Origin of the sequence: Pseudoroseomonas ludipueritiae (assembly GCF_014490445.1) — a bacterium.
GTDB classification, from domain to species: domain Bacteria; phylum Pseudomonadota; class Alphaproteobacteria; order Acetobacterales; family Acetobacteraceae; genus Pseudoroseomonas; species Pseudoroseomonas ludipueritiae.
On record NZ_JACTUZ010000142.1, the window covers coordinates 1 to 11,830 of the forward strand.

The 11,830-nt window shown below is 69.0% G+C and carries 12 protein-coding genes; 6 read left to right on the top strand and 6 right to left on the bottom strand.

What is annotated here, in order from left to right; all coding sequences use genetic code 11:
* The 3 genes from IBL25_RS20740 to IBL25_RS20750 all read right to left on the bottom strand — a co-directional run.
* The coding region (locus IBL25_RS20740; protein ID WP_187780410.1) for a dihydroxyacetone kinase subunit DhaK at positions 1 to 543 on the bottom strand (543 nt) is incomplete at its 3' end.
* Between the two features lie 90 nt (positions 544 to 633).
* Positions 634 to 1,122 carry a MarR family winged helix-turn-helix transcriptional regulator gene (locus tag IBL25_RS20745; protein WP_187780411.1) on the bottom strand — a complete coding sequence of 163 codons (489 nt, stop codon included), beginning with the start codon at positions 1,120 to 1,122 and terminating at the stop codon, positions 634 to 636.
* 202 nt (positions 1,123 to 1,324) lie between these two features.
* Positions 1,325 to 2,392, bottom strand: a complete 1,068-nt coding sequence (locus IBL25_RS20750; RefSeq protein WP_187780412.1) for an alkene reductase — start codon at positions 2,390 to 2,392, stop codon at positions 1,325 to 1,327.
* A 94-nt stretch (positions 2,393 to 2,486) separates the two neighbouring features.
* Here IBL25_RS20750 and IBL25_RS20755 point away from each other — a divergent pair, with 94 nt between their 5' ends.
* Positions 2,487 to 2,789, top strand: coding sequence for an ArsR/SmtB family transcription factor (locus tag IBL25_RS20755; RefSeq protein ID WP_187780413.1), 303 nt, complete (start codon positions 2,487 to 2,489; stop codon positions 2,787 to 2,789).
* Between the two features lie 40 nt (positions 2,790 to 2,829).
* On the opposite strand, the gene IBL25_RS20760 is transcribed toward IBL25_RS20755, so the two are convergent.
* The gene (locus IBL25_RS20760) at positions 2,830 to 4,428 is read right to left on the bottom strand and encodes an ABC transporter substrate-binding protein (RefSeq protein ID WP_187780414.1); all 1,599 of its coding nucleotides are present in this window, start codon (positions 4,426 to 4,428) and stop codon (positions 2,830 to 2,832) included.
* A gap of 223 nt (positions 4,429 to 4,651) precedes the next feature.
* Here IBL25_RS20760 and IBL25_RS20765 point away from each other — a divergent pair, with 223 nt between their 5' ends.
* The 5 genes from IBL25_RS20765 (at position 4,652) to IBL25_RS20785 (ending at position 9,101) form a co-directional block, all read left to right on the top strand.
* Positions 4,652 to 5,170 carry an Lrp/AsnC family transcriptional regulator gene (locus IBL25_RS20765; protein WP_187780415.1) on the top strand — a complete coding sequence of 173 codons (519 nt, stop codon included), beginning with the start codon at positions 4,652 to 4,654 and terminating at the stop codon, positions 5,168 to 5,170.
* Positions 5,171 to 5,426: 256 nt separating this feature from the next.
* A complete protein-coding gene (locus IBL25_RS20770; RefSeq protein ID WP_187780416.1) occupies positions 5,427 to 6,272 on the top strand; it encodes an ABC transporter permease in 846 nt (281 codons plus the stop codon).
* Positions 6,273 to 6,277: 5 nt separating this feature from the next.
* Positions 6,278 to 7,009 (top strand): ABC transporter ATP-binding protein, encoded by a 732-nt coding sequence (locus IBL25_RS20775; protein ID WP_187780417.1) that lies wholly within the window; start codon positions 6,278 to 6,280, stop codon positions 7,007 to 7,009.
* Between the two features lie 17 nt (positions 7,010 to 7,026).
* On the top strand, positions 7,027 to 8,133 hold the full coding sequence (locus IBL25_RS20780; RefSeq protein WP_187780418.1) for an LLM class flavin-dependent oxidoreductase: 1,107 nt from the start codon (positions 7,027 to 7,029) through the stop codon (positions 8,131 to 8,133).
* On the top strand, positions 8,130 to 9,101 hold the full coding sequence (locus IBL25_RS20785; protein ID WP_187780419.1) for an ABC transporter substrate-binding protein: 972 nt from the start codon (positions 8,130 to 8,132) through the stop codon (positions 9,099 to 9,101). Before IBL25_RS20780 ends, IBL25_RS20785 begins: the two co-directional genes overlap by 4 nt.
* A gap of 45 nt (positions 9,102 to 9,146) precedes the next feature.
* Here IBL25_RS20785 and IBL25_RS20790 read toward each other — a convergent pair whose 3' ends face one another.
* Both IBL25_RS20790 and IBL25_RS20795 read right to left on the bottom strand, forming a co-directional pair.
* Complete coding sequence (locus IBL25_RS20790; RefSeq protein WP_187780420.1) at positions 9,147 to 10,640, bottom strand: M81 family metallopeptidase; 1,494 nt, start codon at positions 10,638 to 10,640, stop codon at positions 9,147 to 9,149.
* Positions 10,641 to 10,661: 21 nt separating this feature from the next.
* A complete protein-coding gene (locus tag IBL25_RS20795) occupies positions 10,662 to 11,651 on the bottom strand; it encodes a serine hydrolase domain-containing protein (RefSeq protein ID WP_194433787.1) in 990 nt (329 codons plus the stop codon).
* Between the last annotated feature and the right edge of the window lie 179 nt (positions 11,652 to 11,830).

An 11,830-nucleotide genomic window follows, 5' to 3' on the forward strand; every position in this document is an offset into this window, starting at 1 on the left:
CTCCCGCGCCAGCCGGGCCACCTCCGCCAGCGGCTTGCCGGCGGCCGCGGCGGCGCCCGCCACCTTGTGGACCAGCACCGTGCCGGCGATGCCGCGCCGCCGTGCCGGCTCCACCGTATCCCGCAGCGCCACGTCATCGGCCACCACCACGACCTCGGCGGGGATGCCCTCGGCGGCGGCCAGTTCGGCGGCGAGGCCGAAGTTCAGCCGGTCGCCGGTATAGTTCTTCACCACCAGCAGCGCGCCGGCCGGCCCCGCGACGGCACGGATGCCCGACAGCACCGCATCGACACTGGGGGACGTGAAGACATCGCCGGCCACCGCCGCCGCCAGCATGCCAGGCCCGACATAACCGGCATGGGCAGGCTCGTGCCCCGCGCCGCCGCCGGACAGCACCACCACCGGACGCGCGGCGGCGGGGGGAAGATCCGCCAGCAGGATCACGTCCTCCGCCTCCAGCAGGGCCTGGGCGGGGTTGAGGTCCGCCAGGCCTTCCAGCATCTCACGCACGACGCGGCGGGGATTGTTGATCAGCTTCTTCATGCGGCGTTTCCGGTTCCCGGTGGCGTGGCCGGAGGGCGGCCAGGGCCGACCAGTCTGAGGCCTGACGTGGCCCAGGCCAACCCGGCGCTGTCAGCGCGCCTCCTCCGGCGCCGCCTCGCCGGCGCGGAGGCTGGGGGACTGGGCTTCGATATTGCGCACCAGCTTGCGCAGCACGCGGCTGGCGACCTCCAGTTCCTCCTCCGTCACGTCATGCAGCAGCAGGCCGCGCATGGCGCCGACCGTCTCGTCCAGCGCCGCGACCTGCCCCTCGGCCGCCTGCATGAGGCTGACCTGCTTGGCGCGGCGGTCGCCATCCATGGTGCTGCGGCGGATCAGCCCCTGCTTCTCCAGCCCGTCCAGCAGCCGCACGATGGTGGGGTGCTCCAGCTCCAGCAGCGCGGCCAGCTCGCTCTGGGTGACGGCCTCGTTCCTGGCCAGTTGCAGCAGCAGCCGGGCGCGCGAGAGGTTCAGGCCTTGCTGCCGCACCAGCCCGTCGAACAATGTCCGCATCTTCCGCCCGGCCACGGAAAGCTCGGTCAGGAAGCCGGCGCGCAGGGCGGATTGGGGCTGCTGCTGCATGGGAGGCCTGTCTGTCGCCGGCTGGGGAGCCCACCGGCTGGTCGGTGTTCATTCCTTTGGAAGCAGGGGTTTAGCCTCCAGGCGCCATGCATGCGCCCTTTCGGGCGCATGGCCGCGCAAGGCCAGGTTATAGTCTCCCAGGGGGCTTCTCCACCAGCCCGCGCATCCGGCTGCGGGATGCGCGGGGCTGTGGGAGCGGCCTTCAGGCCGCGGCGGCCTGCAGCGCGGGGTAGTCGGTATAGCCTTCCGCGCCATCGGCATAGATGGTGGCAGGGTTCACATCGTTCAGCGGCGCGCCTTCCCGCAGGCGGTGGGGCAGGTCCGGGTTGGCAATGAACTTCAGGCCGAAGCTGACGGCATCGGCGCGGCCGGCGGCGAGCTCGGCCGCTGCTTCCTCCGGCGAGAACTGCTCATTGGCGATCAGCGGGCCGCCAAAGGCCTGCTTCAGCTGCGGGCTGATGCGGTCAGCGCCGGCATGCTCGCGGGTGAACAGGAAGGCCAGCTTCCGGCGCCCCGCTTCCCGCGCGACATGGGAGAAGGTGGCCAGCGGGTCGCTGTCCCCCATGGTATGGGAATCGCCGCGGGGCGACAGGTGCAGGCCGACGCGGTCGGCGCCCCAGACGGAAACGGCGGCATCCACCACCTCCAGCATCAGCCGCGCGCGGTTCTCCAGCGAGCCACCGTATTCATCCGTGCGGAGATTGGTGGAATCCTGCAGGAACTGGTCGAGCAGATAGCCATTGGCACCATGCACCTCGACACCGTCGAAGCCGGCGGCCTGCGCATTCTCGGCACCCTTGCGGAAAGCCTCGACCACGCCGGCAATCTCGGATGTCTCCAGCGCACGGGGCGTGGTGTAGGGGCGTTCCGGGCGCACCAGGCTGACATGGCCCTGCGCCGCAATGGCGCTGGGCGCGACCGGCAGCGCACCGTTCAGGAAGATGGGGTCGGAGATGCGGCCGACATGCCAGAGCTGCAGCACCATCCGGCCGCCCACCGCATGCACCGCATCGGTGATGCGCTTCCAGCCTTCCACCTGCTCGGCGGACCAGATGCCGGGGGTCTTGGCGTAACCGACGCCCATGGGCGTCACGGAGGTGGCCTCGGAGATGATCAGCCCGGCGGAAGCGCGCTGGACGTAATAGTCGCGCATGACCGGGGTCGGCACGCGGGTATCCGGCGTGGCACGCGCCCGGGTCAGCGGCGCCATGACGATGCGGTTGGGCAGGTCCAGCGCGCCCATACGAATGGGGTCGAACAGGGTCGGCATGAGGTATAACTCTCCAGAGGCAGGCACCGGCCGTGAAGCCGGCAGTTGTTCGATACATGGCGAACGACATGCCTTTGGTAAGGGAGGGGCAGGTATGCAGGAGCCGTATGCGCATCCGGAGATGGCCACGCTGGCATTGGGGGATGTGCTTCAGGCCCTGAGCGACCCGCTGCGCCTGCGCATCCTGGCGGAACTGGCCCGGCAGGGGGAACGCGGCTGGGGGGAATTCGAGGTGGCCGTCGCGCCCTCCACCCTCTCGCACCACATGAAGGTGCTGCGCCAGGCCGGGCTGGTGAAGCACCGGCGGGAGGGCACGCGCTGCTGGGTCTCCCTGCGGGAGGAATTCGAGCAGCGCTTCCCCGGCCTCCTGGCCACCGTGCTGCGGCTGGCCGCCTAAGCAGCCTCCCCCGGCAACGCGCCGGGGAAGGCAGGTGCCGTCAGGCCTTGGAAACGCCCCAGAACAGCGGCAGCGGCGCCGAGGCCACGCCCGAGACATTCCTCCGCCAGGCCTGGAAGCCCTTGAAGAAGCCGGTAGGCGCGAAGAGCCCGCCTTCCACCGCCGCGGCATTCATGCGGCCCATGGCTGCCTTGGCTGCGGCCTCGTCCGGCGCGGCGAACCACTCGCTGCGGGCCTGCTCCACCGCCGGCAGGTTGGGCCAGCCGAACCAGGCGCCGTCACCATGGGCGCGCAACCCGTTGTAGCTGGCGGGCGTGACGCAATCGGCGCCGCCGTGCCAGGAGAAGAAAATCGACCAGCCGCCTTCCGAGGTCGGCGCCTTGCTGGTGCGGCGGGTGCCGACGGTGCCCCAGTCGGTGGCCACGAAATCGACGTTGAAGCCGATCTGCTTCAGCGCCTCGGCCGTGACATCGCCGAAGGCCTTGGTGATGGACTGGTCCTGCGCCACCAGCATCACCACCGGCTCCCCGTCATAGCCGGAGGATTTCAGCATGGCGCGCGCCTTGTCCATGTCGCGCGGCCCCTTCAGGATCTCGCCGCCTTCCTCGGTGTAGTAGGGCGTGCCGGGCGTGAAGTAGCCGCCAAGCTGCTGCCACAGGCTGCGGTCCTCGCCCACCAGGGCGATCATGCAATCCTCCTGGCTCAGGCCCAGCATCAGGGCGCGGCGGGCGCGCGGGTCGCTGAAGGGCTTCTGCAGGTGGTTCATCCGCAGCGTGCCGATATTGCCCAACGGGTCCGCGATGCCGATGCCCACGTCACGGGAGCGGCGCAGCACCGGCAGCAGGTCCACGATGGGGTTCTCCCACCAATCGATCTCGCCGCTCTGCAAGGCGGCGGCGGCGGTGGCGGGGTCGGGCATCACCACCCATTCCACCCGGTCCACCATGGCGCGCTTGCCTCCCGCCAGCCAGGAAGCCGGCTCCTCGCGCGGCACATAGCCGTCGAACTTCGCGAAAACGGCCTTGGCGCCCGGCACCCATTCCTCCCGCACGAAGCGGAAGGGGCCGGAGCCGACATATTCCTTGATCTGCTGGAAGGGATCGGTCTTCGCGATCCGCTCCGGCATGATGAAGGCCAGCGGCGCATTGGTCTTGCCCAGCGCCAGCAGCATCTTCGGGTAAGGCGTCTTCAGGGACCAGCGGAAGATGCGGTCATCCACCGCCACCAGCTCATTCTGCTGCGCGCGGATCATCTGGCCCATGGGGTCGCGCACGGCCCAGCGGTTCAGGCTGGCCACCACGTCGCGGGCGCGCACCGGCTCGTTGTCGTGGAACTTCAGGCCAGGGCGCAGCCTGAAGGTCCAGGTCAGGCCATCGGCCGAGACCTCCTCCGATTCCACCATCTGGCGCCGGGGCTCGATCTGCTCATCCACGCCGTAGAGCGTGTCCCACACCAGGGCGGAAGCATTGCGCACAACAAGCTGCGTGCCCCAGATCGGGTCGAAATTGGCGAGGTTCGCCTGCGGCACGAAGCGCAGCGTGCGCGATGCCGCGCCCTGCGACAATGCCGGGTGGGACAGGCCGCCCGCCATCAGCGGGGCCGTCAACGCGGCGCCAAGCAGAAAACTCCGTCGGTCCATTCGTCACATCCTTCCCGGCATCGCCGCCCAGCGCGGCGGCCACCTGCTCAAAACAATGGCGGCGCCTCGGTGGCGCATCTGGTTCGGGAGCCTGTGGCCTTGATCTGCCCGCGCTCCTGCCGCCTCCCCTGCATCCGCCGTGCCAGCAGCCATGCACGGCCGCCCGCTGGACAGCGGCCGCGCATCACCCGCAGATTTCCCGCCCCGGGTGGAGGCGCAGGCCATGATGGACGAGATCGACCGCAAGCTGCTGACACTGTTGCAGGAGGATGCCAGCCTTTCCCTGGCGCAACTGGCGGAGCGGGTCGGCCTTTCCTCGACACCCTGCTGGAAGCGCGTGCAGAAGCTGGAGGCGCGCGGTGTGCTGGCGCGGCGCGTGGCGCTGGTGGCACCGGAGAAGGTGGGCGTCGGGCTGATCGTCTTCGTCGCCATCGAAGCCGCCGACCATTCGCCGGAATGGCTGGACCGCTTCGCCCGCACCGTCGCCGCCATGCCGGAGGTGATGGAGGTCTACCGGATGGCCGGCGAGATCGACTACATGCTGCGCGTGGCGGTGGCCGACATGGCGGCCTTTGACATCTTCTACAAAAGCCTCATCGCCGCCGTGCCGCTGCGCAACGTGACATCCCGATTCGCGATGGAGCGAATCAAGCACACCACCGCCTATCCGCTGCAGCGCAGCGCCTTCCGGGACCGTAGCCAGCAGGGCGAGCGGGCGGGGGATACGGAGGAGGAAGAATAAACTTCTCTCCGGCGCCCTGGCGGGAGGACAAGCCTTTCGCCTCGCGCGAAAACTTCGGGAAACACAACCATTTAACGGCGCCCATTGGCTGCGTATCTTTACAGCCATGATGCACCGCACCGGACATCGAATGCGCGGCACCGGCCCTGGCTGCCGGGCCCGCGCCTCTTACGGACGATGTCGCCGCCGGCGCTGACCTGACCCGCTGATCATTCCTGTTCGTCCTTTCCACGGCGCCAGCCGTGAAGGAGCCCGCATGCCTGACACGCACGCCATCAGCCTTCCCAAGCAGTCCCTTTCGCTGCCCCGTGCCCGGCAGACGCCCGCCGGCCGCGCCATGCCGGACCTGCGCAAGCTGCGCCGCTTCCTCTCCCCTCTGGTGCTGGTGCTGCTGTGGCAGGTGGCTTCCAGCCTTGGCCTGATTTCCCCGCGCACCCTCGCCTCCCCGGCCACGGTGATCCTATCCGGCTGGGAGCTGCTGCTCTCCGGCGAACTGCCGCACCACCTGATGGTGTCGCTCACACGCGTCGTCTCCGGCCTGGCCATCGGCCTGACGCTAGGTACCGGCTTCGCGCTGGTGGCGGGCCTTTCCCGCATCGGTGAGGAAGTGGTGGACGCGCCCTTGCAGATGTTGCGCACCCTGCCCTTCCTGGCGCTGGTGCCGCTCTTCATTCTGTGGTTCGGCATCGGCGAGACGCCGAAGATCGCCCTGGTGGCGCTGGGCACCACCTTCCCGATCTACCTGACGCTCTTCGCCGGCATCCGTGGCGTGGACCCGAAGCTGGTGGAGGCCGGCAAGATGTTCGGTCTCGACCGGCGCGGGCTGGTGCGGCACGTCATCCTGCCCGGGGCGTTGCCTTCGGCGCTGGTGGGGCTGCGCTACGCGCTGGGCACCGCCTGGCTGAGCCTGGTGATCGCCGAGCAGATCAACGCCACCTCCGGCATCGGCTTCCTGATCAATGACGCGCGGGACTTCCTGCGCACCGACATCATCGTCGTCGGGCTGGTGGTCTACGCCCTGCTGGGCCTGGGCGCCGATGCCCTGGTGCGGGCGCTGGAACGCCGCGCCCTCGCCTGGCGCCCCAACCTGCTGAAGGGCTGAGGATCATGAGCAACACATCCTCCCGCGATGTCGTCATCCAGGGCCTCACCCGCCGCTTCGGCGAGAACACGGTGCTGCATGACCTCGACCTCGTGCTGGAGCCCGGCTCCTTCACCGCGCTGCTGGGGCGCAGCGGTTCCGGCAAGACCACGCTGCTGCGGACGCTGGCGGGGCTGGACCCGGCGCCGGCCGATGCGCGGCTGACCCTGCCCGCCGCCGTCGCCGCCGCCTTCCAGGAGCCGCGCCTGCTGCCCTGGAAGAAGGTCTGGCAGAATGTCGCCATCGGCCTGCCCTCTGCCGGGGCGCAGGAGCGGGCGGAGCGCGCCCTGGGCGAAGTCGGCCTCGCCCGGCACCGCGACGCTTGGCCCGTCACGCTCTCGGGCGGTGAGGCGCAGCGTGCCGCCCTCGCCCGCGCCCTGGTGCGCGAGCCGCAGTTGCTGCTGCTGGACGAGCCCTTCGCGGCGCTGGACGCCCTGACGCGCATCCGGATGCACGCGCTGGTGCTGGACCTGTGGCGCGCCCACAGCCCGACCACGCTGATCGTCACGCATGACGTTGACGAGGCCATCCTGCTGGCCGACCGCGTGGTGGTGCTGGACCAGGGCCGCATCGCCGCCGACATCGCGGTGGAGATGCCGCGCCCGCGCAGCCATGGCGAACCCGCCTTCGCCACCCTGCGCCGCCGCCTGCTGACGGAACTGGGCGTCGAGGACGATGTCCTCCGCCATGCTGCCTGAGCCGAGGAGGAAACATCATGTCCGCATCGCAGAACATCGAATTCATCGGCATGGTTCAGCCGCGCCAGCAGTCGGAGATCCATCCGGCCCAGGGTGCGGCGATCGATCCCGGCTATCTGGTGGCCTCGGCCCAGGCGCATGACGAAGGCGGCTTCGACCGCATCCTGATCGGCTGGTACAGCAACGGGCCGGATGGGCTACTATTGGCCACCCATGCGGCGGCACATACCAGGAAGGTCGGATTCCTGGTGGCGCATCGGCCGGGCTTCCAATCCCCGACAACGGCTGCCCGTTCCTTCGCCTCGCTGGACCAGCTTTCCAACGGCCGCGCCGCCATCCACGTCATCTCGGGCGGCGACGATACCGATCAGGCGCGCGACGGCGACTGGCTGGATAAGGACGCGCGCTACGCCCGCACGGATGAGTATGTCTCAATCCTGAAGTCCATCTGGACCGGCGAGAAGCCGGTGGACCACCAGGGCGAGTACTACCGCATCAAGGGCGCCTCGCCGGAAGTGAAGACGGTGCAGCGGCCGCGCCCGCCGATCTATTTCGGCGGTGCCTCGGATGCCGCGCTGCGCGTGGCCGGCAAGCATGCCGATGTTTATGCCCTCTGGGGCGAGACGCAGGCGCAGGTGCGCGAGATCGTCACCCGCGTGCGGGCCGAGGCCGCGAAGCATGGGCGGGAGAATGACGTGCGCTTCTCCCTCAGCTTCCGCCCCATCCTGGCCGAGACCGAGGAAGCCGCCTGGGCCAAGGCCGAGCGCATCCTGGCGCGCGTGCGCGAGGTGCGTGGGCAGGCGGCACTGGGCCGTGGGCCTTCGCCGCAGAACACCGGCTCCCAGCGCCTGCTGGCCGCCGCCGCGCAGGGGGACCGGCCGGAGGGGCGCCTCTACACCGCCATCGCCCGCGAGACCGGCGCGCGTGGCAATACCACCGCCCTGGTGGGCACGCCGCAGCAGGTGGCCGAGGCCTTCCTTGAGTATCATGCGCTTGGCGTCACCACCTTCCTGATCCGTGGCTTCGACCCGCTGGAGGATGCCGTGGACTACGGCCGTGAGTTGCTCCCCACCACCCGCCGGCTGGTGGCCGAGCGGTTGGCGCATAAGGTGGCGGCTGAATGAGTAGCTCCCTCATCCTCCGCCGCCGCTCGCTGCTGCTGGGTGCTGCCGCCGCCACACTGGCCATGCCGCATCTGGCCCGTGCCCAATCGCCGCTGCGCGTGGGCGACCAGCGCGGCAATGCCCGCGCCGTGATGGAAGCCGCCGGGGTGCTGAAGGGCCTGGAAGGCCGCATCGCCTGGAGCGAATTCCCCGCCGCGGCGCCGCTGGTGGAGGCGCTGAATGCCGACGCCATCGACACCGGCCTGGTGGGTGACGCGCCCTTCACCTTCGGCGCCGCCGCCGGCGTGCCGATCAAGGCCATTGCCGCGACGCGGGAGAACCGGGACGGCCTCGCCATCCTGGTGCCGAAGGACAGCCCTGTGCAGTCGCTGCAAGACCTGAAGGGCAAGCGCATCGCCACCGGTCGCGGCTCCATCGGGCACCAGCTGGTGCTGGCGGCATTGGAGAATGCCAAGCTGCCACTGGATGCGGTGCAAGTGGTCTTCCTGCTGCCAGCCGATGCCAAGGCGGCCTATTCCAGCGGCGCCGTGGATGCCTGGTCCACATGGGAACCTTATGTAGCGCAGGAGGAACTGACGAACGGCGCCCGCCGCGTGGCGAATGGCGTTGGCATCACTCCGGGCCTCGGCTTCCAGGCGGCGCGGAATGACGCCATCGCCAGCCGCAGGCCGGAGTTGGCGGATTTCGTGCGGCGCTTGGCCGCCGCGCGGAACTGGGCCAATGCCAATCCCGCCGGTTATGCCCGCACCTGGTCGGCGCTGATGAATATCCCGGAGCCGGTGGCGGAACTCTGGTTCCGCCGGGCCCAGACGCGCGTCGTGCCTATCGACGAGAGCGTGGTGACGGATGAGCAGAAGAACATCGACCTTTACACCCGCGCACGCCTCGTGCGGACGGCGGTTAAGGCGGCCGACCTGCTCGATCCCTCCTTCGCGGAGGCCATCCAGGCCGGAAACAAGACCGGCTGAAGCCGTGAGGCCCCGGCGGCGCTTCGGCGTGCCGGGGCCTCAGGGTCAGGCGAAATCCGGCTGGCCGTAGGGGTAGTAGTTCTCCAGCACCACATGCTGATAGGGCAGCGCTTCCAGCCGCACGGTGCCGAGGAAGGGTTGCTCCGGCTCCACCAGCAGGATGGTGGGCGCGAAGCCGGTGTCATGGAAGCCGCGGCGGAAATGCACACGGGACTTGATGGCGATAATCTTGAAGTCGCCCGGCTCCAGCCCGCGCTCGCGCAGTTCCGACAATTCGATGATCTGCACCAGGCGCGGGCTGATCACCAGCACATTGCCCTCGCCGAAGCGGACAGCCACCCACTTCTGCCCGGCCCCGCGCCGCAGCCCTTCGCTGACATGCAGCACAGTGCCCCGCACCCGCACCGGCTCCCCGGCGGATTCATCGAAGCGGCCGCCGATGGCCATGTCGAAAGCATCGCCCGGCTTCACGCCACGGGCGAGCAGCGTGTCCACCGCTTCCTCATCCATCACGGTGGCCACCAGCGTATCCGCGCAGTTCTGCGCCAGGATCTCCCGCAGCAGCCAGGTGGCGGCGCCGGAGCGGTCGCTGTGGTCGGCCAGCACCACGGGCGTGGCGCCATCGGCCACGGCCTGCTTCGCCAGCCGCACGCCCTCGGCCATGGAATGCACCTTGGCGGTGTTCAGCAGGGCCTCGCGCTGACGCCAAGCGAATTGCGCCATGTCCTCGGCCACGCTCTGGGCGAGGTCCGGCTTGCCATTGGTCAGCACCTGGATGGTGATGCCGACATCCGGCACATCCGACCAGGGGAAGCCGAAGAAGACATTCACATAGGTGTCCGGCTCCCGAGCCTCCCAGACCAGGGCGCGTTGGATCAGGTCCATCCAGGGCGAGGCGCCGGTCCATTGCAGCACGGTCGGCGAGATGACGGGCACCTTCCGCGTCACATGCGCCGGCGTGTAGTCGCCGCGCAGGGAGCGCACCAGCATCCGCGCCGCGCGCTCACCTTGCAGGTAGCTGTCGTAATGCGGGTAGTATTTGACCGAGAAGGCCATGTCGGCATGACGGAGGAATTCCTCGTCCTCGTTGCCATGCGGGTCGAAGGTGGCTGCGATGCGCGCCTCCGGCCCGATGGCCTCCCGCACCCGGCGGGCGATCTCGGCCTCCGGACGTGGCACGCCGCGAACGCCCATGGCACCGTGCAGGGAGAGATAGGCGCCGTCGAAAGGCCCCTGCTCCCGCAACTCCTCCACCATGCGGCCGACGAAGGTCTCGAAGGCTTCGTTGGTGATCCAGCCGGAGCCGGTGCCGCGCTTGGAGTCCAGCGGCGATTCGATGCCGACCAGCTCCACATCCGGGAACTCGCGCGCCACCTTCACGAAGCCGCCCACGTAGGAACGCGGCTCATGCGCCAGCAGCGCCGCGCCACGCGCGGGGGAGCCCTGGTAGGTGAAGTCGTCCACGGTGGTGTCGGAAGGCAGGAAGGTTACCGTCTCGTGCGAGAACTTCATGACGGCGATGCGGAGAGGCTTGGTCATCGGTTCGGCAATGCTTTCGGTTCAGCGTGGCGCGGCGGCCAGGAGCAGGGAGAGCAGGCGCCCGTAGCGGGCGATGGAGACAGCGCGGCCCTTCTGATCGGTATCGACGCGGTGCACCACGACCGTTTCCAGCGCCGGCAGCACGGTGACGAAATGCCCCCCCACGCCCAGCGCGGAATAGCTGCCCTCCGGCACCTTCACCTGCGGGAAGAGGATGCCGGCGCGCGAGACCCACCACATATAGCCATAGGCGCCGCGATAGCCGGCCTCGGAGATCGGCAGCGTGCTGATCTGCACCCAGTCCGCCGGCACGATGCCCTGCCCGCCTTCCAGGAACATCTGGCCGAAGCGCGCGAGGTCCCGCGCCGTCATGCGGAAGGGATAGGCAGGGTGCTGTGAATCGGGCAGCTCGACGATCTGCCCGTCACGCGCCGGCTCGAAGTCCTGCATGCCGCAGGGGGTGGCGATGCGTCGAGCGAAGTCCGTGAAGATGTCCACCCCGGTGCATTGCCGGAAGATGCTGCCCAGCGCGTTGAAGTCCCAGTTGTTGTAGCACCAGGTGGTGCCCGGCCCGACGCTGTGCCGCGCTGGCTTGATGGACAGCATCCAGGGCGATTCATAGCCGCTGGGATGATAGATGCCGGAGCGGGCGCAGAGCAGGTCCAGCACCGTTGCCAGCTTTTCCCGTGCCGTCAGGCCAAACCTGTCGTCGATGCCGAGCTGATCCAACGTGGCTTCCAGGTCGATGCGGCCTTCCGCGACATGGATGCCGATCAGCGCCGACAGCAGGCTCTTGCGGATGGAGTGCACATTATAACGGGTGGCGACGCGGCCCTGGGCATGCAGCACCCGGCCTCGCGTCACGACCATGAGCGCGGCGGTATCGCCGTTCAGGGCCTCCTGCCTCAGCGCCTCCAGGCCCGGGGCGGACCATCCGGCCTCCGCCGCTGCCTCCCAACGCGGCCAGTTGCCGCAATCCTCATCAGCCGTTTCGCTCTGCGCGATAGACAAGTTGCGAATCCTCACGCGGTGTACCAGACTTGGCAACAATGGCACATGGTTTGCTTGGTCCAGGCAATACCGCAAGCGCGAACTGATGAGGAAATCTGACGATGGTCCAGTTCCGATCCCGCAGCTCAGCCGCTGGCCCCCGCCGTATTCTCGCGGCGTCCGCCCTGCTGGCCTCCTTT

Excerpts from the sequence above, each read along its gene's own strand:
- IBL25_RS20745 (WP_187780411.1), bottom strand. The coding sequence starts at position 1,122 with ATGCAGCAGCAGCCCCAATCCGCCCTGCGCGCCGGCTTCCTGACCGAG.
- IBL25_RS20750 (WP_187780412.1), bottom strand. The coding sequence starts at position 2,392 with ATGCCGACCCTGTTCGACCCCATTCGTATGGGCGCGCTGGACCTGCCC.
- IBL25_RS20755 (WP_187780413.1), top strand. The coding sequence starts at position 2,487 with ATGCAGGAGCCGTATGCGCATCCGGAGATGGCCACGCTGGCATTGGGG.
- IBL25_RS20760 (WP_187780414.1), bottom strand. The coding sequence starts at position 4,428 with ATGGACCGACGGAGTTTTCTGCTTGGCGCCGCGTTGACGGCCCCGCTG.
- IBL25_RS20765 (WP_187780415.1), top strand. The coding sequence starts at position 4,652 with ATGATGGACGAGATCGACCGCAAGCTGCTGACACTGTTGCAGGAGGAT.
- IBL25_RS20770 (WP_187780416.1), top strand. The coding sequence starts at position 5,427 with ATGCCTGACACGCACGCCATCAGCCTTCCCAAGCAGTCCCTTTCGCTG.
- IBL25_RS20775 (WP_187780417.1), top strand. The coding sequence starts at position 6,278 with ATGAGCAACACATCCTCCCGCGATGTCGTCATCCAGGGCCTCACCCGC.
- IBL25_RS20780 (WP_187780418.1), top strand. The coding sequence starts at position 7,027 with ATGTCCGCATCGCAGAACATCGAATTCATCGGCATGGTTCAGCCGCGC.
- IBL25_RS20785 (WP_187780419.1), top strand. The coding sequence starts at position 8,130 with ATGAGTAGCTCCCTCATCCTCCGCCGCCGCTCGCTGCTGCTGGGTGCT.
- IBL25_RS20790 (WP_187780420.1), bottom strand. The coding sequence starts at position 10,640 with ATGACCAAGCCTCTCCGCATCGCCGTCATGAAGTTCTCGCACGAGACG.